We start from the raw sequence: 25,637 nt of genomic DNA, 5'->3' as shown, positions 1-25,637 counted from the left end.
CCCGCTCAACCATCATCGGGATTCTCGGGGTCATCGGGATCATCGTAATGCGCGATATAGGACTCGATGAGCCGGTCAATCGCTTCGCGCGAGACACGGTTATACGCGCGCGAGAAGCCCAGTGTCGCGACCATCTTCCAGTGGCCATACATAATGACAACAAAGAGATAGCCGATCTCGCGACAGGCCGATTGCGGAAGCTCGGGATTGCTGATCTGGACTTCATGCGCGATGGTGTGATGCAGCAGGTTATACTGATCATGCAGGTTCTTGCGCACAGTTTCAGAGCCCGCCGCAAGGGCGAACATCGCATCATAAACCGCATCATCAGCGGGTTTGGCCAGATCCTCGCCGGCCAGAAAGTCGAAATAGAAATCAAGGAAGAGCTTCAGCCGTTTGGCCGTGTTCGCCTTGATGATGCCTTTCATCAGGCATTCGCGATACGAGGCGGCGAGTGCGTCGCAGATCGCGACCATAAGCACCTCTGTATCCGGGAAATAATGCCGGATGAGTTGCCGCGACATGTCGGTTTCGCGGGCAATCTGGTCATAGGACACCATCAGCAGGCCATTTTTACCGATCGTGCGAATCGCGGCCTGCACGATTTCGGGGCGTCGCAGTTCCGAAATAGGTTTGACCATCTGCTTCGATCCTGAAGATTGCCGGAGCATAGCCCCGAGGACGAGGTTAGCCACGCGTCAGGATATTCTACAAGCCCGTCTGTCGGGTAAAGGCCAGCAGAGACGCAAGTTTTTCGCTGCGGCGCAGGGTTGCGGCCCGGTTGCGCCGGGCAAGACGCTCGGCGCGCGCCTGCACGATCCGTCGCAGCATCTCGGCAAGAATACCGGGATAGCGCCCGAGGACAGGCGGGATGCCATAGGCAATAAGCGCCACCGCGCCGCCTGCAAAGCGCTCGAAAAGGGGATCGCGCAAGGCGACAATCGTCTCGATGCTGCCGGGATCACCCTGTCGGGCCGCGCGTCCGAATAACTGCCGGTCCACGCGCCGCGATTCATGAAACTCGGTCAGGATCACATGCAGACCACCTGCAGCGCGGGCCGCAGGCGACAGTTTGATATCGGTACCGCGCCCGGCCATATTGGTTGCAATGGTGATCTGCCCGACCGCCCCTGCCCCGGCGATGATCGCGGCTTCCTCGCTGTCCTGCCGGGCATTCAGCACCTTATGGGCGGCCCCCCGCGCGGTCAGCACCTCGGACAGGCGTTCGGAGATATCGACCGAGCGCGTTCCGATCAGAACCGGGCGGCCACGGGCCTGCGCCATATGCTGCGCGCGACGCGCAACAGCGACGAGCTTGGCCTCTGTGCTGGTCATCAGGCGAGTGCCCAGATTTCGACGACGGCTGCGTCGATGGGTCGGCACGCGACATACCGGGCGGTCATAGACGTGGCGACATTCGCGCGACACCTCGGCGATTGTGCCCGACATGCCGCCAAACCACAGATAGCGCCGGAAAAACGACTGAAATGTGATCTGGGCGAGTGTGTTGCGCTCGGCGCTCAGTTCCAGCCCCTCGCGGGCCTCGATCATCTGGTGCAGCCCCGCCTGCCATTGCCGGTCGGCCAGAACGCGCCCGGTGAATTCGTCGACGATCTGAACCTTGTCCTCGGTGACGATATAATGCTGGTCGCGCTGGTAGAGATGCATTGCGGAAAGGGCCTGAATGGCCAGTTCCTCGCGGGCGCGCGGCACGGCCCACAGCCCGCCATTGGCCGCCGCTGCGCGGGCGATGGCGCGCTTTCCGCCTTCGGTCAGATCGATCCGCCGTGCATCTGCGCGCAAGGTGAAATCGCGCCCTTTGACCAGATATGCCGCCAGTTCCAGCGCGAAGCGGCAATCCTCGATGCGGCTGCGCGCCTCGGGGGCGGCAATGATGAGCGGCGTCTGCGCCTCGTCGATCAGCACGCTGTCGGCTTCGTCGAGAATTGCGAATCCCAGAGCGCCCGGACCGGAGAGCAGGGCACGAGTTCTCGCGCCGCCAAGACGCGCGACGGCCAGACGTTGCGCGGAACTCAGCGCTGGCTGCCCCAGCCGGGCGCGCATATAGTCAAAGACCAGCGTCTTATGCGTGACATGACAAATCTCGGCCTGATAGGCAGCGGCCTTGGCGGCCTCGTCCTGATCGGGATCAACCTCGGCGGCGCGAAGGCCGAGGCGCGCGTAGATCGGCGCGAGCGTCTCGAAATCCCGTGCGCGCAGATATTCGTTCACGGTCAGGACATGCACCGGAATCCCCGCCAGCGCCACAGTTGCGGCGGCGAGAGCTGTCGTGGCGGTCTTGCCCTCGCCCGTCGCCATCTCGACCAGCGCGCCACGCATGATGCGCGCGGCGCCGATGATCTGCACCGGATGGTGACGAAAGCCAAGCACCCGGAAACTGGCCTCGCGCGCCAGCGCGAAACCCATCACCGCCGCGCGCCCGCGCAGCCCTTCGCGCAGAAGCGCGGGGCGCAGCGCCTGCGCGGCGCTGGACAATTCGGCATCGGTCAGCCCTTCGACCCTGCGCCCTTGCCGGATCACGCGACGGGCAAAGACATGATCCGCAGGGCGCAATTCGCTGATGGCAGGGCGCAGCGCGTTTTCAACCTGACAGCCCAACCGGTCCCACCAGCGCAGTTTCGGCCAGGCCCGCTCTGGCAAGGCCGAGGCGGATCTGTCACCGGTCATCCAGGGGCGTAGGGCAGGACGCAGGGTGATCATCGCGCGCCCTCCGCTCAGGTTGTGCCGAAATGGCTCAGGAAGACGCGGCGCAGCGCACGCCCCATCCGGTAGCCCAGAGGCTCGGTCCCGAATTCGAGCTTGACCAGTACCCGCGTGCCGAAAGGCACGGCTGCCGCGCCCGAGGGCAGGCTCAGGTCAAGTTCCAGAATGCCATCAAGCGTGCGCAGCCCCTCGGGATCGGCGGGATCGATCGCGATGCGCCCACCCGCATCGCGCGCCAGAGCACGGGAGGGCAGGCGGCGTGTTGCGGCGGGTGCAAGGCGCATGATCTCGCCGCGCCCTTGCTGCCCGGTGACGAAACGCAATTGCGCGCCCGACAGCCGGTCCTGCATCAAATCCGCCAGATATTGCGGCGCCGCTGCGCGCACCCGCTCGGGGCGCTCGGGCAGGATATGGCCCAGCAAGGCGCCCTGCTCGACATATTGCGCCAGCCTGTCCTGCGCTGCGGGCAGGCTGACGCGCCCGGCCTGTCCTGCGCGCAGGCTCAACCCCGCAATACGCCGGTCCATATCAGCCAGCCTGCGCTCGGCATCCGCCAGCACCTCTTCGGCGGCGCGCAGGGCGGTGCGCTCTGAGATGACAGCGCGCCGCACCGCCTGTTCCGCGGCCTGAACCCGCGCGGCCTGCGCGGCGCGGGCGGCAAGAAGCGCGTCATTGTCCAGTTGCGCGATCAACGCGCCGCTTGCGACGGTTTCACCCGCTGCCGCATCCAGCGTCAGGATAAAGCCCGGCGTGCCCGCGCGCAGGGTGGCTTCGTCCGGCAACCAGACGACCCCTTCAATGACAGAGCGCAGCGGCAGGGGCACCGCAAAAAGCGCCAGTGCCAGAACGCCCGCCAGCGCAAGCCCCATGCCCGCCGCGCGCGGGCGTTTTTCGATCAGGCGCGGATCGGTGAAGAATACTTTGAGCAGTTTGCCCATCGGCAGGATCAGCCCCTGCGTGACCGACCATATCGCAAGGATCACCCCGACCATGAAATAGCTCTCGATCACGAAAGCCGCGATGGTGAGCATGATCACGATACGATACACAAAGGCCGTAGGCGCATAGAGCGCGAATGTGCGCGCTTCGGTCCGGGTCACGGGCCGCGCTTCGGGGTTGGGCGCGGCGAGCAAGCGGCGGCGGGCCAGATCGCCCCACCATTTATTCGCGCGCTGGGCGAGATTGGGCATCTCGATCAGATCGGCCAGAACGAAATAGCCGTCGAATTTCAGCAGCGGGTTGCCGTTGACAAGCACGGTCGAGATACCGGCGATCAGCATCACGTTGAATGCCAGATCGCGCACAAGGCCCGGCTCTGCGGCTTGCCAGATCAGCAGGGCCGCCGCCGCAAGCGCGATTTCCGCGAGGATCCCCGCCGCGCCCACAAGCGCGCGCGCCCATTTATCGACAAATGCGGCCGAAGCCGAGGCATCGACATAGGGCACCGGGAAGAAGACCAGAAACATCACCCCGATCTCGTGGCATTCGCCGCCATGGCGTTTGACGGCCAGCCCATGCGCCAGTTCATGCAGCAATTTGACTGGCGGATAGACCGCCGCCATCAGAATCAGGTTCTGGAGCGCAAGAACCTCTCGCACACCACCGCGCGCGAGATCCGGCCATGCGGTCGGCAGGGTGATCAGGGCAGCCAGGACCAGCACCAGCCACCCTGCCAGCCAGACCAGCCCGGCGCGACCGCGCACCAGCGGCGCCAGTGTATCAAGCAGCCGGTCAGGGTCTCCCAGCGGCAGCGGCACGGACATCGGATTGCGGAAGAAACGCGCGCGTTTGCGGGCGCGTTTGCGGCCCATCCGTTCGACCAGTTCGTCGGCCAGTGGCACGATATCGACAAGGATCAGATCGGACTGATACATTTGCACCAGCAGGTTCAGCACATCATCCTGCGAGGGCGCCTGTGGCCCCAGCCGCTGAATCGCCGCCTGCCAGATCGCGGCAAGGGGGGTCTGGCCATCCATGGCACCGATAATCGCATAGGCTTCTGGGGTGAAACGGTGCACGCTGTTGCCTGCCGGGTCGCGCAGCACGAACCATTTGCGCCCCAGATAAGTATGCAATGCGATTTCCAGTCCCGGTTTCAGCGCCGGTTTCAGATCGCGGATACGATACCAAAGCTGCGAATGAAAACTGCCGCTCATGGGATCCAGGACCACCAGAGAATGCGCAACCGCTCGGTCACAGGGCGGAGCCATGCCCGCAGCACCGGTGCGGAACCCGCAGAAATGCGCGCCACACCTTCAAGCCCGGGCAACAGCCCTGTTTGCGGGTCGATCAGCCGCGCCTCGATGCGAAAACCGTTCTGTCCGGACTGCACCTGCGCGACTTCGGCGATCCGCGCGACCTCGAACCGCAGGGTTGCGCCGCTCATACCGCTGAGGGCAAGCACGCCCTGAGCACCGGGGGCGACCAGCGCGATATCGTATTCGCCGACCCAGATATCCAGCCGCAGGCCATTGCCAGAGGCGAGACGGAAAAGCTCTTCCCCCTGTTTGACCGGTGCGCCGAGAAGTTGCGACAGGTCGCCCGCGATGATCACACCGTCAAAGGGTGCTTCGAGCGCGACGCGGGCAAGGCGCGCTTCGGCCAGCGACAGATCAGCCGAGACCCGCGCGATTTCGGCATCGGCTGCCGCTATTCCTGTGCGGTCCCCTGCTGCAAGTGCTGTGCTTTTATCCTGCTCGAACCGCGCCCGTTCCGCTTGCCAGCGGAGCAGATCCAGTCGCAGATCGAACTCGTCCAGCGTGGCCAGCACATCTCCGCTCTGGACCACATCGCCCGCGCGCAGAGGTGCCGTCGCGACAAAACCGTCAAAGGGGGCGACGACGACGCGTTGCGCCTCGCCGCGCAGTTCCGCCTGCGCGCGTATCCGTAGGTCCGTGCGCGCGAATCCCAGCCCGGCGAGAAGCGCAAGCGCCAGAAGCGCGGCCAGTCGGATGCCGGGATGGCGCTTGCCGAAGAGCGCCGCGATGGCCTTGCCCAGCCAGATCCGCCCGCGCCCGGAGATCAGCCGATGCTCGCGGGCGCGCAACTCGATCACGGGCGCGCATAGGCCAAGGATGACCTCAAGCCGCGCCAGATCGGCGGGCCCGAACGCTGAGACCTGCCCGCGTGGCGACATCCGCTCCAGACTGAGGACGCCGATAACGCGCCCGGCCACGACCAGCGGTGCAGAAATCATGCCGAGCGCCCCGGCCCGCGACGCATGGGCCGCATGGGCTGCGGTGATCGTGGCGACACCGGGCTTCGGCTCTTGCGCCGCCGACCAGAGCACCGGGTCAAGCTGCACCCGCGCTTCCTCCATCGCCTGAACCAGCGCGCGCAGCAGCGCCGAGCGGGTTTCGGGTTCTGCTGTTTGCGACTGCGCCACAAGCCGCAGCCTGCCACGCCGCATCAGCGCCAATGACACGCGGTCAGCCCCGGTCAGGGGCAGGATCTCATTCACCAGCGCCCGCGCCGCCGCTTCAAGCCCGTCACTCTCGCCAAGCGCGGCAAGCACCTGCAAGGCCGCATGTGTATCGGCCTGTTGCCCGCGCTGATCTTCGGCCTGCCGGTTGGCAATCATGCCGTAAAGCCAGCCAGCCCCCCAGTGCAGTCGCCGCAGCGTCGCGCGCAAGTGTGCGTCGGGCACGATCATGCCCAGAAGCGCCTCGACCTTGTCGTCCAGCACCACGGGAAAGGCGATCGCGCGCATGCCGTCACCGGCCGGGCGCAGGGCCGTGGCCCCGGATTTCTGCGCCGCCTCGCAGGCTGTCGCGATGGGGTCGGGCGCGTCAGGCGCGGGTCTCGCCGCATCGCGGTTTTCCGGCCAGCGGGCCAAGGGCGCAAAGCTGCCCGAAACTGTGCGCAGCAAGAGAACGGCGCGGCGGGGATTGCCGGTTTCGGTACACAGCAGCCGGAACCAGGCGGCGAGGAAGGCCATGGGCGTTGGCGGGTTGGCAAACACCTCCCAATCGTCGCGCTTCGGCGCATCGGCCTTGTCGCCGGGCCTTGCGTTGCGCGCGCCTGTCGTCTCTGATGTGTTCATCCCGCGTCTCGCTCTGCGCAGTCCCTAAGGGGTGTGGCGCTGGCCTTGCTGTTCACACAACCTCCGTCATATCGTCAGATGCCCAGACCTTGCGCTTCGCCTGCGCGCCCTCGCGCGGTCCCGGCACAGGCCGCGCCGCCACTGCGGCACCAAAGGCGGCAAAGAGCGCGAAATGCGCCTCGCGCTGCGGTTCCCCGTCCAGTTGGAAAAGCTCTGCCAAGGCGCCGTCAGCGCGATCAATACCCGGAGCGAAGGCGAGCCTGTCCGCGTCGCCCCGCGCGATCACGCACCAGCCGCCCGGCGGGAGTGCCAGTCCAAGGCTGGTGTAGAGTTGCGACAGGATCGCGCGGATTGCCGGGGGAATATCCTCGCCACACCAATAGCGCAGATCCGGCGCGTCGGTGGTGGTCGCATCCATCGGCGGCAGCAAGCCGTCTTCGCTCTGCGCGGCGAAATCCTCGTTGCTCATCACGCACCAGCCCGTCGCCTCGGGCGGGCGCCCTGCCAGTGCGTTCAGCGCCATGCGCAGCTCCGGCGGCAGGTCCGCATCGGCAAGGGCGCAGGAAAGATCAATCCGCAGGCCGCCGGTTCTGGCCGAAGAGACCTCGCCCCCGGAACCGCCCCATCCTGTCGCGCCGCCGATAGCCCCGCCCTGACCCGCTGCGGGCAGGCCAGGCGAACCGCCCCCAAACCCGCCGCCTGCGGTGCCGGGCCGCGTCGGGGCTGGCGGTCGCGCGGATCCGTCCTCGGTCTCTGGCTCCTCGGTTTCGGGGTCAAGATCTGCGAGAAGCCGCGCCGGATCGATCCGTGGGAAGGCCGCAAAGCCGGTATCGCTTGCGTCTTCCACGGCCGCACGCAAAACCGCGTCGGCATCATTCACAGCGCCATCTCCATCGAGATCGCCCGGCAAGACCGAGAGATGCAGCGCATTGAAGGCTTCGTCATTCACCGACAAGCCGTTGATCTCGCGCACGGTCAGCGACAAAAGCCCGGTCATGCCGTAATCCAGCCCGGCGACGCTTGCCCCCATGAGGCGGCCCAGTGCCACCTCTTGCGCGGGCAAGGGCGTGGACAGGCGCAGGCTGATGCGCAACTGATGACGCGGCCCGGTTTCGTCACGCGTCATGTCAAAGCTTTCCAGCACCAGCCCTGCGGCAGGTGTGAAGCCGGTGATTTCGGCCATGGCGGGATCGAATTCCAGATCGAAGATGATCTCGCGCATGCCGCCATCGCTGGCAATGCTCAGGGGCAGGCCCGGCGCGCCAAGCACATCACGGAAAACGGCCCCGCCGGGCGCCAGCGCATCGCCAAGCCGGGCGAGTGGCAGCGTGGCCGGGAGTGTCACACGCTGGACGAAATCATCGCCGCCAATCCCATCGCCATTGCCGTCAAGCAGCCCTGCTGCCCCGCGCAACGCATCTTCGGCGCTGCGCAGGCGAATGTCATAGCTGCCTGCCAGCATCACCTCGGTCGGCAGAAAGATCAGGCGCCGCTCCATGAGGATCAGCGATCCGCGGATATCCGCCCCGTCCGACGCGCGCGTGATGATCACATCGGGCAGATGCGCGCCGGGACCGTAAAGGTCGACCTGTTCGGGCAGGAAGGGCAGATTGAAGCCGATTTCGATGCCGCCCGGCCGCGCGTCAACCGACACGATCTTGAGGGTTTCGGGCGCGACCTCTACCATCAGCGTGTCGATCAGATGCAGCCCGTCCTCGTCGCGCGCCTGCACGGTAATCTCGTGCGGGCCGCCGGTTGCGTAGACATGCCGCGCCGTTGTGGCATCGCCTGCGACCTGTGATTGCGTGCCATCACCCCAGTCAATGATCCATTCGGTAATGGTGTCGCGTCCGGGATCTGTGGCGCTGAAAGTGATTTCCGTCTCTAGCGCGGCGAAGGCCGGGCCGGTCAGCCTGGCCGTGCCCTGCGGTGGCACATTCTCGACCGTCACCGGAACCGTGAGTGTCGCGAACCCGTCAGCCCCCGAGCGGGCCTCGATCATCAGATCGAACTGTGCGGGGCCGTCCAGCCCCTCGATGCGCAGCTGCCCGTCAGGCGTTAGCGTGACGCCCTCGACCGGCGCGGCAAGGCTGAACGCCACGAGATCGGCCCCTGCGCCGGTGGCCAGAAGCTGGCGGTTGATAACCTCGCCCTCGCGCAAGGTCTGTGGGCCGGGATCGACCAACGCAAGCGGGGCTTCGGGGTCGAAGACGGTCAGCACAAGCTGCGCCTGAGCCAGACCGCCGCGCCCGTCGCTGATCTGGTAGATCAGGCTGTCGGGACCGGTATGATCGGCGAAAGGCTGGTAGCGGATACGTCCGTCGGCCAGCACTTCGGCACTGCCATGTTCCGGCCCGCTCAGGATCGACACGCTCAGCGCATCGCCATCGGGATCGCTGTCATTGGCCAGAACATCTACTGTGACTTCGCCACCGCGCTGGACCGTTGCGGCATCATCCACAGCCACGGGGGCCTGATTGGGGGCCTCTGCGCCCTCGACCAGACTGACCGAGAGGATGTCAACCGCGCTGCCCAGCGCGCCGCTGCCGATCAGATCGAGATAGAGGCGCATGCGCGTGTCCGGGGCCATTTCCGTCAGATCAATGCGCACGGTCAGCGCGGCGCCGGGCTGAACCCGCCCGTCCGGCCCCAGCCCTGCAACCGTGACCCCGGCGCCGTGATAGACAGTCCCGTCAGCTTGCAGATTGAAGGCCGCATCCCCGCGCGCGAGGCCAATCGGCGCGACCGCTGCGACGCCGGTATCGGTCTGGGCGCGCAGGGCGATCTCGAAGGCGTCCTGCGGCCCTGTCCCGTCGCCTGCGCTCATATTGGGCCGGAGCGCGACCACCAGCGCCGATACGCCTGCAGGAAGTGCGAAATCCTGCTGCGCTGTTGCATCGACCGGAACGCCCTCGGTCAGGTGCAGCACCCCGGCGCTGATGGTGGCGGGACCGCTCAGGGTCCAGCCGAAACCCGGATCGAGCGGATCGCCAAGTCCGAAATCCCCATTGGTGAACACACCCGCCCCGATTGGCGCGCTGCCCGGTGCATTGGCAAAATCGCCATCCCCGATCAGGGCGCGCTGGCGGGCGAGGTCAAGATACCATTCCGCCAAAGCCCGCGCCTGTTCCGGTTGCGGCTGCTCAAGGGGGGCGCCCAGTGCGAGCGCGATGATGCTGCGTTGATTGTCCGAAACTTCGCCGGAGAAGGGCACCGACATGACGGTTTCGCCTGCTGATGCAAAGGGCGTTCCGTCGAGATCATATTCATCCAGCAGGCCCAGCGTGTGCAGATATTCATGCGCGATGGTCCAGCCGATGCGCTCGCCCAGATGGGCAAGGGTGTTTTCCCACGGCGCCCCGTCAGGGCGCAGCGCGCCGCGTTCGACATCATAGGCCAGCGCGCGGATCATGGCATCCACCGGGATCGCCACCGCGCCGCGCCCTTCGGCGATCTTCTGGTTCAGGGCCTGCCCGAGGCGGTGCAGAATCTGGGTATCATTGAGATCGGGGCGCAGGGTGAAGCGGTCGGCGGGCGTGGTCAGGCCGCCGAATGTGCTGCGGTCCACATCCAGCCTGCCACTTGCGGCGGGAACAGCCGTGAAGGGAGTCGCGGCGCCTGCGTCGCGCCAGTCGAGATAATCTGTCAGTTCAGCAAGCGTGAGCGGCTCTGTGGTGTAGCCGATGATGGTTTCATCCTGATTCGTCAGGCTGAGCCTGACCCCGCGCCCCAGATCCAGCAGGTCCAGAACCGACCCAAAACCGGTGTAGACACTGCGCTCCAGCGTGTCGCGCGCAAGCCGGTCAAGCGTGGCTGTTCCCTCGGCGGGCGGGCGCGGGAAACTGGTCAGAAGCGGGGTATAGATTTCCAGAATTTCATCGCGGAACGCATCGCTGGCCAGCGCGGAGCCGGTGAATGCATCGCCGCCAAGGGTGCGGCGCAGATCGGCGATCACCTGATCCAGTTGAGCAAGGTCGTAATTGATCTTCTGGCCACGCTGTCCGGTCGCCGCGACATTGATTGTGTAGACCTGCGCCCCGCCCACGCCCAGCGTGATCTCGGCCGAGGCCGCGCGGGCAGGGATTACGCCCGAAATGCCCTCGGGTGCAAAGCCGATGGCCAGATCCCCGGCCCCTGCCGTTGCCGCGTCGAGGCTGAACCAGCCTGAGGCCGTGAACTGTCCCAGTTCCACCCCCGTCGTGACCAGCCCGGTCTGCTGGCGCGCATTCTTCAAGGCGGCATCGAATGCGTTGCTGCCATCGAGCGTGAAGGTGAAGGGGGCGCCTTCATTGACGCGCGGCAGGGTCAGCACGCCGTCGGTGGTTGACTCGTCATCGATATCCAGCAGGTAATTCAGGCTGATCCGCTGGCTGTCGATGGTCACACCATGGCTGTCCAACTCGCTGAGCGAAATCGTGGTATGGACGATCTGCGATCCGGTCAGCGCCCGCAGATCTTCGAGTGAGTACCCCGCGCGCAGGACGAATTGCATCGACGCGCCGGGGGCGAGGGTGAAGCTTTCTCCGGCCTCCAGATCGAGAGCTTCGCCCACCATCCCCGCATGCGCGGCCTCATGCACGCTCAACCAATCCGAGGACGGGCCGCTTAGCCGGAAGGTGGTGCTTTGGCGCGATGTATTGGTGACAGTTATCTGCTGCTGCGAATGCCCCTGACGGAACACGCCGGGGGTGTCGCGGGCAATCGCTTCCAGCCCGGTTCCGGACTGGTCTGCCGCCAGAAGGCCGGTGATCGCATTGTCGAAGAACAGGATACGGTCATCCGCGACCCCGCTGGTATCTGTAACCGAAAGCCCGCCGCCAATGCCGATATTGTCAATCAGCACGGTGGCGTTGACGAGCGGGGCCGATGCCGACTCGGCGTGATGGCGCAACGAGAAGGTCAGCCTGCCCGGCTGACCGGCAACCGCGGATGTATCCACCCAGACCCGTGTCGTGCCGACAAAGGACATGATGTCGAGCGCGTTCTGGCCATTGTCGAATCTGAGTTCAGTGACTTCGCCATTGGTCAGATTGGTAAAGCTGACACGGAGAAGCTGCTCGGACTCGACGGGCGAGATGGCCGGAACCGGGGTGACGGTGAAAGGCAGGCGCTCAAGTTCGGCGGGCAGGTACAGAAAGTCACTGCTGACGGCTTTGGTGCTGCCTGTCACCGCCGTCAGCCGCAGGCTGTAATCGAGGAAATTCGCCTGCACCCAGCTCAGCGCAGCGGGAATGAGCGAGGTCAGGAAACTGGCCGCCGCCCCCTTGGCTGCTTTTGTCAGTTCAGGAACGCTGAGCTGCTTGCGCCAGTCCACCGAGCGCGGGTTGAGATTCGGCGCGTCGGTTTGTGCCTTCAGGATGACATCGAACACCGCCTTCTGGTCTTCGAAGGAGAGGCCGGATGCGCGCAACTCCCCGATGATGTCGAAGGCAATCTCTTCTGCCTGCCCGAGGAAGGTGCTTTGCAGCCCCTGCTCTGCAGCCGAAAGCGCTTTGGACAGCACGGCATCGACCATCTTCTGAAGCGTGTCGAGCACGACCGCCGTCGCGTCGCCGCTGGTGACATTGCCCAGATCAAACGCCGAGATGTTCAGGGAAAAGCCGATATCCGTCAGGAATTGCATGGCCCCGCCAGTGCCGCCCTGCAGGCTCCATCCTGGCACCTGATAGGCATGGGCATCCTCGCCGAGGGGCCAGAGCACGCGGCCATAAAAAGGGCGGAAGGAACTCTGGAAATCGCCGTTAAAAACGATGGGAACCGGATCGACCGCATTGCCGAAGCGGGTATTCGAGACCGTGGAGGCATCCGGGCGCTCTATTCCGGTGGCCGTCGGACGCGCTTCCAGCCCACCACCCAGATCCGAGAAATACCAGCCCAGCCCCAGCCCTTCCCATGGGGCAGCGTCGATATAGGGGCCAGTGGCAGCAGCATAGGCAGCGCCGGTCACAGTGCCGAAGGGTGTCTGGCCAGAACTGTCGGCAAAGCCCCGATACCAGCCGCGCGGATTAAGTTCGAGCGGGAAGGCGTCGTTATAGTAGCGCGAGAGGGTGCCCCCGATCATCTGCGGCCCCTGCGCGCCCAGATCCGCCAGACTGCGCAGGATCGGCTCGCCGCTTGCGCCCGGCGCGGCGAATGTGGCGCGGTTCAGGGCTGCAGTGCCCGCGTAATAGGCCACGACCCGGTTATGCACTGTGCCCCAGCCCACACCAAAATTGCCGAAAAGACCCAGATCGACGCTTGGGGCAAAGTCATCCTCGATGAAGCCGGGCAGGCCCGTCAGATTGATATTCACATCGGCCTCGGCCAGCGCGCGGCCCTGCATGGTCAGCGAAACCTCGTCGCTCTTGGGCGAGAACAGAAGGCCCGTGCCGATCCCGGTGGTGGATTTCACCAGATTTGCGGTCGCGGTGGCCACGACATCGCGCGATGAAATTGGCTGCTGGGCCTGCTGATAGTAATTGTCGGCAAAATCGATACCCTCCCAGATACGGATCTCGGGATCCTTGAAGCCGGTCCAGTCGAGCGTGCCGAAACCGCTGAGATCGGCCACCAGCGTCACCTTGTCGATGATGCCCGCGATGCGCGCCAGCTTGGCCGAGGTCGTGCCAAGGAAAGCCGTGACAGGAATGCCCGCGCCGGTGCCGCCTGCGGCCACCGCGCCGACGGCGGTCACGAAACTGCCAGCATTTGCGGCCCAGGCCAGATTGCCCAGAAAGCCCGAAACCGGCAGTTTGACCTGCGGGTTTTCGTGATCCACCGGGTCGAGCGTGGTGAAATGAATATCCGGTGTGCCCTTTGTCTCGGGGAAATGATGGAACATCCGCTGGACGATCTCGGAATTGACCACTGCGCCGCGCCCGTGACCGATGAAATGCATATTGGAGCCGAAAACCGCGCCCGTCTTCTGATGCAGGGCGACCAGAGCCGCGAACATGCCATCCGCCGCGGCTTCGGAAAAGCCGCTGTCATTGATCGAGGATTCGATGGACCAGTCCATCAGCAAGACCAGCGGGCGGCCATCGGCCACGATCTCGCGCCCCGGCGTGATCGCGCGGAATTCTCCGCTGCGCTGGTCATGCACCGCAAGCACTGCATCATTGCGCGCGGCAATCTCGCGGGCCAGTTCAAAGGTCACACTGTCGGTCGGTCCGCCATCGAACCAGATGCTCATGTCATGGGTGACAATGGTGATATTGCCGAAACCGGATTCAGCCTGCTTTGGCGCGACGCGGAAACTCTCGGAAAGCTGATAGAGGCGCTGATCGCCATCATTGACCGACACGCCCCAGAAATAGGTCTGGCCACGGGTCAGCGCGAGTTCTTTGGGCAAGGTGAAACTGATCTGCCCGCCGTCTTCGAGGGCCTCGAAATTGCGCATATAGATGCGGTTGCGGTTGCCGTCGAGCGGCACCAGACGGCTGTCGATCGCGGCCAACTGGTCCTGCGACATGCCCTGGAACCCGGCGTCCAGCAGGCTCTGGATCAGATCGGGCGAGCTGTCATTGGGGAAGAGCCCGTTGCCCGGCCCTGCAACCGAGATGAACAGCGTCGTTTCGCGCACCTGCCCGCCCAGATCCCAGACGAAGGTCGGGTTCACACTGTCCACCAGCCCGCCGCTCTGGCTGGGCGACACCAGCGTCAGGAAGGGCGCCTGACTTTCGACCGACCGCGCGATGCCACCTGTGCCCACGGGCGCGTTGGTCGCGGGACCATCCGGATCGGCGGGGCGTTCGATGAATGCCCCGCCGTCATTCCAGACCGCCAGATCGGCGGCGATATCAATATCGTGGTTGATGCCGCTGCGCTGGCTCGACCCGACCAGACTGACCCGCGAGACGAGGGCGGGAATCTGAATGCCGCCGGTGGTGATCAGTCCCAGATCATTCAAGGCAAATTCGACCATCGCGAACTGCCCGACAGTGCTGTTCGCCTGATAGCTCTCGATCACCTGCCCGAGCGCCGAGAGATCATAGCCGAAAAACGCCCCGCGCGCGCCGAAAGCCCCGATCAGCGTGCGGCCGTCACCCGAGACAGCAAGATCCAGCCCGAAGGAATTGGACACGGGCCGCAACATGCCGATCACGCGCGCCTCATCCGCGAACGGATCGGCAATCACCGCAATGCCGGAACCAGCAGGATAGACACCTTGCGGACCAATTTCGAGTACGCCCGGAATGTAGTTCGGATCGCGCGTCACGTCGCCCGGAAGGAAGCGGTTCTGTCCCATGACAAAGGCGAATTTCAGATCCGGTGACAGCACGATCCCCGCCGCGTCATTGACTTCCAGCCCGTCATTGAGAGTGCCTGCGACACGGGCATTACTCAGGAAAGGATTGAGGAAGGCAGAGGGATCGGACAGGTTGAAGGGAATGGTATTAAGTGCCGACCAGACCATCCCTTCGCGCTTGAGCACGATCACGCCCGCCCCGTCGGAAGACTTGTCGGTGATGAAGGCATAGGTCAGACCATCCGGCGCGATCACCGTCTCGATACCATAGGGCTGGCGCAGCTCATTGCCCAGAATCGCCTGTGCCGAAAACACGGTCGGGCCCAGTGTTCCGGGCAGGCGCAGCGATTGCGGTTCGGTGAAATCGGGCATGTTGAAGATGCTGATCTGCCCGCGACCATGATCCGGCCCGCCCGCGCTGGTCGTGGCGGTCACCACCAGTTGCCGCCCATCCGGCGTAAGCGCGATTTCGCGCAGGTTGAAACTGCCGGGGGCGACCAGAAGCGTTTCCACCACCGAATAGCGCGTGGCGCTGTTCTGCCGGATATCGATCACAAAGATGCGGTTGGAGGCGGCATCGCTGACCAGAAGGAAATTGTTGCTGCGATCAAGCGTCAGATCGAAGGGCCGGGCAGAGGCGGCCCCGTCTTCCCGCCCGCCATCGGACAAACCATCGAGGCGGATGAACCCGATTGGTTCCCGATCCGCCTCGGGCGCGCCAGTCCCCGCTGGCGACCGGTAGGGATCAATCTGCACACCGCTGACCAGATCGACCACGGCCACCCCGCCTGCATTCTGCAGGGTTACGAAGGCCAGATTGGCGCTGGCAAGCGTGGCGACGGCAGTTGGCCCCGCCCCGCGCCCTGTCGGGCGCCCCTCGGCATCCAGATAGCCCACGGGAATGCGCTGCGCGAGGGTCAGGCTGTCGCCATCGGGGCCGGAGATGCGCTCGATCACCGCCAATTGGTCAATGCCATCGGGAACAAAGGCGCCGTCGGCATCAATCCCTGCGCCGTTCTGGACCACAGCCAGCGTGATCTCGCCGTTATTCCCGGCCTCGAAGGGCCGACTGTAGCTTGCGTCGCGCCCGATAACAGTATCGCTGGAAATACCCGCCTTCGCCCCCGGCTGCGCGCCCTCGCTGGCAAGGCTCATGAGTTTCGCGTCCAGCCGAAGAATGCGCAGTTCTTCCCCGCCTACAGGGAATTTCTTGGGGATGTCGACGGCGATGATGGTCTCGTGGTCCGACTTGTCGCGGAAAGCGACAAGCCCTGCGGCTTGGACCAGATCGACCGGCGTGCCCCCTTCCTCGGCGAGCCTCGCGAGGATCTCTGCCTCCAGTATCTGCAATGCGCCGGTGTCCGGCGTGCCAAGGACAATCCAGCGCAGCGCAGCGTGATCTGCCAGTGGGGAACCGGGTGCGGGCGCGGGGCCGGGAGTGACGAAATTGCGCCCCTCGATCTCCAGCGACACCCCGCCATCGGGCAGGCGCTGAAGCACAAGGCGGCTTACATCGGGTGCGTCGATAACATCCGCAAGGCGGTTGAAGATATCTATGGTGGTATCCACGCCCGCCTGCGCGAAATCGATCACCCGTTGCGCACCCGTCGCGACCCCGTTGGAAGCAATATTGAAAAACTGCGTGACCGCCGCGCCGATATTGAAGCTCACGGCAATCCGGTCACCATTCTGCACCGCCCCCATGGGTGTTCCGCCCAGGATCCGCGTCGCCGCCGCAACCCGCACGGGATCGCCCGGAAGCGAAAGGGTCAGGCGAACACTGCTCTCGGTCTTGACCACCAGCGCCGGATCGGTTTTCGACACGATCATGGTTCCGCCGGAGCCGATCCCGTCTGCGGGGGGCGAGGCGGTCCGGGCGCGGCCCTCGGCATCGACGAAACCGGTATCGACCTCTCCCCAGCCCCATTCCCAGCCATTTTCCGTCGGCAAAAGCATGTATTTGTAGAAAATAACCTCGTCACCGGGGGCGAACCCGGTGGGAATGGCCAGTTGGGCAGGGTGCAGCAGGGGCGTATCGCCCAGATCGAAATTGAACGCCGCGCCGAAGGTCCAGCCGAAGGACGGATCAATGAACGGGATCGGCAGATCGGCGATATCAAGCGTCTCGATCCGCGCCTCTTGCGAAAGGCTCAGGGCGCCGGGGGCGATCGTGGCCTCATAGCCTTCGGCATTGCGGATCACGCCGCCCTCGCGCCCGAGCAGCGCCACATCGCCCAAGGGTTCGGCGACCAGCACGTCAATCTGCGCCTCGGCGCCGCCCCGGATCACCGTGACCGTGGCGCGGCCTACACCCATAGCCTGAATAAGCCCGGTCGTATCAACCGTTGCCACGGCCTGATTGGAACTGAAGAATTGCGCGGGATCAGCGGCAAGATCGCTTGGCCTGCCGTCGAAATCCAGAAGCAGTACCTGCCGCGTGCCACCATCGGCAGAAAGTGTCACCGCCTCGGGATAGGGATCCAGCCCGACAAGCGCGCCCAGCATCACGGCATCGCTTTGTGCCCCCACCCGCAGGACCGTCACAGCCAGCGCATCGCCGCTGCGCGCAATCAGCGTGGTCAGCCCGTCGGCGCGCCCGACAATCCGCCCGTCCGGGGTCAGATCGGCCACTTCCGGCGTTCCGAGTTCCAGCGTGACATAATCCTCGGGCAATGCGACCGGATCCGCAATCCCTTCAAACCGGCCCGCGAATTGCGGCACGAATGTCTCGCCGCGCATGATCCAAGGCATCCGCGTGTCGATTTCCAGCGACAGAAGCGGCGCATCGACAATATCGATTTCCAGCGTGATGAGTTGCGCGGAATGGCCGTCATCGACGACAAGTTCCACCAAGGCCGTGCCAGCAAAGCCGGGATCGGGGGTGAAGACCACAACCTGCCCGCCTGTGGCAAGACGGGCAGTGCCGCCCGCGGCAGCCCGGATTGCCGCGAAGATGCGGTCGCCTTCGGGATCGCGCGCGATCTCGGCCAGCGGAATACGGAGCGGCACGCCCGCAATGCCGGAAAGCTGCGCATCGCGCGCCTCGGGGGCACGATTGGCGACAAAACCCAGATTGGCGGCAAAAAGCGCACTGTCCTGCGGCCCCGCCACGCCATCGCCATCCAGATCAACGCTTGCCAGAAGCGCGGCATCCGCTGCGTCAACCCGGCCATCCCCGGTCAGATCGCCCAGCACGCTGAGGGTGAACTGCGCCGTGCTGCCCGCGCTTCCGACAAGCTCCAGCGCCTGCACCCCGGCGCGTTCGCCGCGCAGGATTAGCGTTGTCACCCCGGCATGGGTGGCGGTTGAAATGATCTGCGCGCCATCATCCAGCGCAGTGGCGCTGACCGTCCCCTCGACCATCAGCGCGATCAGGACGGGGCCGTTGCGGGTCTCGCTTTCGCGCAGGCTGAGCGTGATCAGTGCACGACCGTCCGCGCCGAAATCGAGCGCGGCACCCGGCCCGGCAAGGCTGGCCAGCGCGGGCACATGCAGGCCCAGCGCGCGCGGGGAGAAACCCTGCGCCGCATCGAACCAGAGCCCCTGCCCTGTTGCCGCGATCAGGCGTCCCTGCTGGTCATAGGCGAGGAAATCACCTGCCCCTTCCAGAACATCGCGCAGGAAGGATAGGCGCCCCGCAGCGTCATAATCATAGACAATGCGGCCTTCGTCCAGCGCATCAATGGCCGTGATCCGGCCTTGCCTGTCGCGCGTGAAGCTTGCGACAGTTTCGCCGCCATGCAGGATGCCCGTATCGGCGATCAGCGCCTCGGCCCCGTCAGCGAAGGTGATTGCGCGCACGGCGCCGGTGCCCGACAGCGCGTAGCGCGTCCCGTCCGGCGCAAGCAGGGTGAGGATCGGATCTGCAAATCCCGCCGGATCCCAGCGCAGACCCGTCACCGGATCGAAGAACAGCCCGCCCGAGAGCAATAGCCGTTCTGCCCGTGCCTCAAGCTGCCAGCCATGGGGGTCGTCGGCCACGAAAACGGGTTTGGCGAGCACCCCGCCACTGACCGGATCGCGCTCTGCGATGACCGAAAAGCCCGCGCGGGTGCCATCGGGCAGGGTCAGATGCAGCCGCGACTGGACCGAGAGCCCCTGTGGCACGCCACTCGCGTCGCGCCCGGTAGAGCGGGGATCGAAGGCCAGATCGAAATCTGCCCATGGCGCGCGCCAGGCTGTGCCGAATGTGTTCCCAGCACTGGCAAGCCCGGTATCGTGCTGGCGCGTGAGCGCAAGTGTATTGCCCCCGATAACAAGTTCCAGGTCGGTCGCGACAAGCCGCGGACGCGCGCTTTCATTGGCACCGAGGATCTCGACTTGCAGGCTTGTTTGCGCGCGCCTTGCCCCCAGATCGACAGCGTCAAGGCGCAGGGTGTAAAACCCCGACGGCAAGGAGGCAGGATCAAGCGTTGCAAGCGGCCCGTCGTGCGGCTGGAGCCCCGAGGCGATCAGCGTTTCTGCGCCGGTCAGGGAATTGATGGCGATCAGTTGCCATGAATCGAGCGCCTGATCGGCGATCTGTCCGGTGATCGCGACCGGCCCCCGGATCGGAAAATGCGCCAGCGTCGGGTCGAGCGCGACAATCGGGGCGGCGGTATCGGCCGGATCGCGGACACGGATCACGGTTTGCGCAACGCCTACCGCGCCATTCACGCCGACGGCCTCTGCGCGTATCTCTGTGCGGCCGGGCGCGCCTGCGGTGAATGTAAGCGTGCCGTCCGGGCCGGGATCGATCACCACGCCATCCACGACAAAGCGCGTCTCGGCTACCGCGCCAAGGCCCGCAACACGCAGCGTCAGCGTGACTTTCTGGCCCGGAAGTACAGGGAAATCGGGCGTGGCGACGAGGGTGACCTGCGGCGCTTCGGGCAGGGTGGTTACGCGGATCAGAAGGGTTCCGCTATCACTCGCCGCGCCGTCACTGACCACGACGCGGACCAGATGCTCGCCGATCTGCCCCGCGCCGGGGGTCCAGCGGATCACGCCCGCTTCCGCGTCAAAGACCGCGCCTTGCGGCAGGCCCGTGAAACTGAAGGTCAGCGTGTCATCGGAATCGGGGTCGCTGGCCATTACCGGCACGTCGAGCGGAAGGCCCACAGACCCAAGCGCGTTCGTGAGGGTCAGAACCGGCGCGCGATTCACATTGTCGATGATCACGGGAACGGTGGTTTCAGCCCGTCCGCCCCGGCCATCCTCGACCGCGAAACGCAATGCATATTCGCCTGCGGCCAGAAAATCCGGGGTCCATGTCACCTGCCCCGTCGCCGCATTGAGCCGCGCGCCCGTCGGCAAGGGATCAAGGGCGCGGAAGACAAGTGCGTCTCCGTCGGGATCGCCGGCCAGCAATCTGAAATTCAGCGGCTGGCCCTCGCGCCCGCGCTGCACCCCGAGCGGGGTCAGGATCGGGTCGGAATTGGTGTTGTTCACGACAATGGTGATGGTTTCGCGGCTTTCCGCCGCGCCATCGGTCGCGATCAGGACGATCCCCGCATAGGTCCCGGCGTCGAACATCCCCGGCGTCCAACGCAAGACGCCGCTATGCGGGTCCAGAACAGCGCCCGAGGGCAGGTTCTCGGCCAGATAGCTGACGCGGTCGCCATCAGGATCTATCGCGACAAGGGGCAATTCCAGCGTCTCGCCCTCGGCCAGGCGCTGACCGCCGACCGGCAGCAGAAGCGGCGCGGCATTCTCGGCGCGCACGCGGATCTCAATCATGCGGCTGTCACTGCCGACGGGCCCGGCGCCACCATTGCCATCATCGCGCACGGTCAGGGTAAGGGTGTGATGTCCCTCGTCCGCTGGCCCCGGCGTCCAGACCAGCTCGGCGCGGCCATAGATTTGCGAGGGCACGATCTGAGCCCCGCTGGGCAGTCCTTCGGCCTCGAAAGTCAGGGCATCGCCGTCCGGATCGGTCGCGCGCAGCGCCAGCCGCATTTCCTGCCCGATGACGGCCACGACGGCTTCAAGCACATCAAGGCGCGGCGGCACCGAGGGGGCCTCTATGGTCAGGATGAAGCTCTGCTCGTCGCGGCGGATATCGGCGGGCACACCACCCCCGTCATCTTCGGCGTGCAGGGTAATGACATAGACGCCACGATCCAGAGCTTCGGGCGAGATGTGCAACACGCCGCCGTCCGGCCCCGGAACAAGACGCACGAAACCGCTGTCAGGCCCCAAAAGACGCGCCTGCACATCAATCCCCACCCGATCAGCGCTTGCCAGCGGCACCAGCGTTGCGCTGAGTTGCACGATACCGCCATCGCCGTCGCTCACCGTGACCGGCAGGTCCAGTTCCTCGCCCGCAGCGACGATCTGGTTGCTTATGGGCGCGATCTCCGGGGGCAGATTGAAATTGGCGACATCGAGTATGACAACCGCCTCGGTTGCGGCGGGTTGGCCGGTTGCGTCGCCATCATCGGTGGCAATCACGCGAATCTCGTAGCGCCCGGATTGATCGAAACCCGGAGTCCAGAAGAACATCGCGCTTTCGGCGTCGAATTCCGCCCCTTCCGGCAAGCCGGTCACAGCATAGCTGACACTGGCGCGGCCGGTCTCGTCAGGGGCGAAAAGCACTGTTCCATCGCCCAAACGCACCGGCGGGCGATAGGCGGGATTGTCGGGGTCGATGGCCAGAAGCTGCAGCGCGAAGGGCTGGCCCTCGACCAGATCAAACCGGCCCAGCGGCACGAAGACCGGGGCCGCATTGGCATTCTCAACGATGATGCGCGCTGTCGTCTGTGCAGATAACTGGCCGTCGCTGACCCGGAAGACAATGTCATAGGTGCCTTCTTGCGTGAAGCCGGGCACCCATTCGAAGACGCCGGTCACCGGGTCCAGCCTGGCCCCCGCGGGCAGGATCGGGGCGCTGAATCGCAGGTCGGGACCGCCGCGCGCCAGATCGGGGTCGCTGCCCATCAGCGTGAAGCGCACCGGATCGCCCTCGCGCACGCGCTGGTCCGGCACCGGCAGGATCTCGGGCGGGGCATTGCGCTGCGCGATGCGCAACTCCACAGGCAGGCGCACGGTTTGCGCGCCGTCACTGGCAATCACCACGAAATCATGAAGCCCGGCATCGCCATAAGTCGGGGTCCAGCGCAAGGTACCGGTGCGCCCGTCGAAACTTGCGCCCGGCGGCAGCCCTTCGGCCAGCATGGTGACGAGATTGTAATCGGGGTCGCGGGCGAGGAAACGGGTTTCGAACATCTCCCCTTCAGCGCCGGAAAAGACCTGTCGGGTCGTCAGGAATTCGGGGGGCCTGTTGCCGCCCTCGACCTCAAGGATCCAGGCCACATCAGCAAAGGCGCCCTGCCGGTCAAAGACCCGGATCACAACCGGCACGAGGGCCGGGGTGGTGGCATCCGGCGTGAACCGCACTTCGCCGGTCGCGGGGTCAACGCTCAGCCCCTCCGGCCCTTCGAGCAGGACGAAGCCGAACGGCCCGCCCTCGGCATCGAAAATCTGCAGCGTCTCGGAATAGAGCTCTCCTGCTACCGCCACCCCGGAGGGCGGCTCGATCAGCTGCGGCGCGGTGTTAAGCTGGGGCAGCGCATAGAGGCCGAAGCCCACATCAAAATGCAAGGCATGCGGCGCGAGGAAGGTGGTCGTTGCCACTGGCGCGCTTTGCCCCGGTGCGAGCACCCCGGAGGCGGGGGCCAGTTCGATCACCCAAAGCCCGCCATCGCCCAGCGCCCCAAGCGGTGCTGCCGTGAAGTACCGCGCCGGGTCAAGCAGCAGGCGCAACGGGCCTGTCAGCGTGTCGGGGCCGGTATTCGTGACTTCCAGATCAAAGGACAGCGTGCCATCGCCCCGGTCGCGCCTTGTCGCCGAGAAATCCAGATCCAGAACCGCGCTGAAATCTGTCAGGACGCTGAAACGGCTTTCCGCACCGATCCCCAGCGCGAGCCCGGCGAAACTCTGCAATCCGCCTGCCACCGAGACGACATAATCACCCGTCTCAAGCCCGGCCAAGGACAGGGTGACACGGCGGCTCTGCGCCTCATAGCTGACCGACAGCACCGGCAGGCGCGTCCCTGCGGCAGTCTCGACAATATAATTGGCCGGGTTGAGGACCGATCCCGGTGCCAATGCGTCCCCGGCCAGCATATCCGTATCAAAGGTGATCTGAACCGATGTGACCGGGTTGGTCAGCACCGCCCCGGTGCCGGGTGTAATACCCGTGATACGCGGCGCGGTTGCCGGGTTCAGGACATCGACCCCTGCGCCATGCGCCAGGAGGATGCGCCCGTCCCCGGTCGCGATCATATTGTCACCGCGCGCCGTGCCCATGCCCAGCATGACAACCCCGCGCGTTGCGACATCCATGAGGGCGAGCACCGAACGCCCTGTTGCCGGATCGATATTGCCGGACAGGAACAAAAGCCCCTCAAGCGCGCTGCCTGCTGCCCCGAAGACCAGTGAATCCACGGGTGTGCGCAACTCGGCCATGATCTCGGCGCGGCCTTCGGCGTCAAAGCGCAGCACATCGCCGCGCTGGGGCCAGGAGGTCGCCCAGAGCTGCCCGTCAGGCGCAAAGGCCAGATTTCCCACGCGGGTTGTGGCAAAGGCGCTGAAGCTTTCCGTGCGCGGGTCGAAAATCTCGATCCCGCGCCCCGAGGAGACATAGATGCGCCCATCCTCGGCGATGGCAAGGCTCTGGGTAAGCCCTTCGCCGAAACGCGCGAGCACCGCGCCGCTCTCGGGGTCGATCTGGCGCAGATCCTGACCTGTCATGGCCCAAAGCCGCCCTTCAGCATCAAAGGCGATGTCATAGACCGGCGCATCCAGTCGGATGAAATCGCGTGCGGCATCCGAGGCATCGCCCTGCGCGGGAATGCGGTAAAGCCCGCTGCGTTCCGGCCCGGCCACCACGAAGAGCGTGCCATCGCCGGCCTGCGCCAAGGCGGTTACGCCAATGCCCGCCACGTCGACCGCGCCGAAACCCCGCGCAAAAGCCGCCGCCGCGAAGGGGCTGGCGACCGCATCGAAAAACGAGGGGGCGACAGGCGGGCGCGGCGCGGGAATACCTTGCGCGGCCTCAATGAACAGCGCGGCGGCGACCGCATCGACCTCCGGGGGGGCTGCGCGCGGCACCGCGGCCGTCGCTGCGCCAAAACCCGCGCCACCGCCCAGATCCGGCGTGAAACCATCCGCCGGAACGGTGACACCGGCGGGCGGGCGTTCGGTATTTCCGGCGAGATCCGTGGCCAGCGCCAGAAATTCGTAGCTTTGCCCCGGGCTGCCCTGAAACAGCGCCGTCGTCGCTGTGGACTGGCCCTCGAACAGGGTAAAGGCCCCGCCATTGGTGGCCACATAGAGGCTGACATGACGCAGACCGGACAGATCATCACGCGCCGACCAGTCAAGGACATATTGATCACTGCCCGCAATCCGCGTCACCTGAAGCAGGGTTTCGGGCGGGGTGCGGTCCAGCGTGACGCGCGCGTCATTGGTATCTTCGGGGGGGCGGCTGTCATAGATGACCCGCGCGCCAAAGGCGATTTCGGTTCCATCCGCCACGCGTGGGCGCGGGGTTGCACCGAAAACCAGCGCACCGGTGGGATTGTCGCCGGAGAGCAGCCCCGACCCCCCGGCCATCACCTCGCCGGTTGCGGGGTCGATCGCCTGAATAAGCCATGTGGCGATCCCGCTTGCCCCGTCGATCCCGGCAGAGACACGGATCACATAGCCCCGCGCGCCGGTCAGATCGAGTTCGCTCTGATGGAAGGCGCGGTCCCCAGGCAGGTCGATCACGATATCGCCAAGGCGCAGATCCCCCAGCCGGAACCCCGCAGGATCCAGCGCCGGGTCAAGCTCGGCCACGACACGGATTTCATTGACCGGCGTGCGGTTTTCGCCGCCGCCGAAACGGATCTCATAGGGCAGGATCGTGCCGCCGGGGACGAATTGCTCGGCCCCCGCCCCGCGTGGCCCCAGCAGCGCCGCCGCGCGCTCGGCCGCTTCCTGTTCCTGCAGGAAGCGCGCCAGATCGAGCGGTTCCAGCGCACCGGTGGTCAGTACCGATCCGACATCACCCAATTGCCCGTCCGCGCCCGCAAAGAGCGTGAAGACATTGAAGGCCTGAAACAGCGTCGGATTGCTGAGGCCCAGATCGAACTGCGTCGCACCGGGCAAGGCGGGCACGGGAATATCGAGCGGCGGGATATTCTCGCCAAAGCGCAGATCGAACCCCGCGAGTTCGGCGGTCAGGGCCGGGTCATGGCCATACCAGCCGCGCAATGCCTCGAAAAACGCGACAAGATTGCCATCACTCTGGATCTGTTCGCCCTCTGGCCCGAACAGAATACCCATGGCCAGCGTGCTGACCATACTGCCCGCAAGCCCCCGTTCGCGCGGTTCGGGCGGATGATCCTCTGCGCGCAGGATGCCCGCATCGCGCAGCGCCGTGAGCCAGGCCGCGCGCCAGATTTCGGCATCACCCGCCAATGTGATCAGCGCAGAACCCGCTGCCGGATCGGCCAGAACAGCGCGGCGCAGCGCCTCGGCCTCGGCGCTTTGATAGGCGATGAATTCATCGCGCGTCATCGGGGTTGCGGCGGCAAGCACATGGAACTGAAACGGCGCGTAAAGCCGCACGGCATCATCAATGACCTGCACACGCGGATCGCGGAAGATCAGGTCGAA

5 protein-coding genes (1 of these 5 cut by a window edge) are annotated in these 25,637 nt (G+C 65.4%); all 5 read right to left on the bottom strand.

Features of this window, described 5'->3' with window-relative positions; all coding sequences use genetic code 11:
• Nucleotides 1–5 precede the first annotated feature (5 nt).
• Nucleotides 6–641 (bottom strand): TetR/AcrR family transcriptional regulator, encoded by a 636-nt coding sequence (locus BG457_RS01985; RefSeq protein WP_071795269.1) that lies wholly within the window; start codon nt 639–641, stop codon nt 6–8.
• A gap of 67 nt (nt 642–708) precedes the next feature.
• The gene (locus tag BG457_RS01980) at nt 709–2,721 is read right to left on the bottom strand and encodes a preprotein translocase subunit SecA (RefSeq protein WP_084657409.1); all 2,013 of its coding nucleotides are present in this window, start codon (nt 2,719–2,721) and stop codon (nt 709–711) included.
• A gap of 14 nt (nt 2,722–2,735) precedes the next feature.
• Nucleotides 2,736–4,880, bottom strand: a complete 2,145-nt coding sequence (locus BG457_RS01975; protein WP_071795268.1) for an efflux RND transporter periplasmic adaptor subunit — start codon at nt 4,878–4,880, stop codon at nt 2,736–2,738.
• Nucleotides 4,877–6,766, bottom strand: a complete 1,890-nt coding sequence (locus BG457_RS01970) for a GAF domain-containing protein (RefSeq protein ID WP_071795267.1) — start codon at nt 6,764–6,766, stop codon at nt 4,877–4,879. The genes BG457_RS01975 and BG457_RS01970 overlap by 4 nt, the downstream gene beginning before the upstream one ends.
• Nucleotides 6,767–6,818: 52 nt before the next feature.
• Nucleotides 6,819–25,637, bottom strand: partial view of a CARDB domain-containing protein gene (locus BG457_RS01965; protein WP_071795266.1) — the 3' portion only. It continues 12,852 nt past the right edge of the window; only the last 18,819 of its 31,671 coding nucleotides appear in the window; its start codon lies off the right edge, out of view — the gene reads right to left on this strand; it ends in the stop codon at nt 6,819–6,821.

It is taken from the genome of Natronohydrobacter thiooxidans, from assembly GCF_001884735.1.
Classification (GTDB): Bacteria; Pseudomonadota; Alphaproteobacteria; order Rhodobacterales; family Rhodobacteraceae; genus Roseinatronobacter; species Roseinatronobacter thiooxidans_A.
Note: the sequence above shows the minus strand (reverse complement) of the source record. Positions and strands in the feature narration are given on the sequence as shown.

What these genes read in the sequence shown, in the direction of transcription:
- BG457_RS01985 (WP_071795269.1), bottom strand. Translation starts at nt 641, where the DNA reads ATGGTCAAACCTATTTCGGAACTGCGACGCCCCGAAATCGTGCAGGCC.
- BG457_RS01980 (WP_084657409.1), bottom strand. Translation starts at nt 2,721, where the DNA reads ATGATCACCCTGCGTCCTGCCCTACGCCCCTGGATGACCGGTGACAGA.
- BG457_RS01975 (WP_071795268.1), bottom strand. Translation starts at nt 4,880, where the DNA reads ATGAGCGGCAGTTTTCATTCGCAGCTTTGGTATCGTATCCGCGATCTG.
- BG457_RS01970 (WP_071795267.1), bottom strand. Translation starts at nt 6,766, where the DNA reads ATGAACACATCAGAGACGACAGGCGCGCGCAACGCAAGGCCCGGCGAC.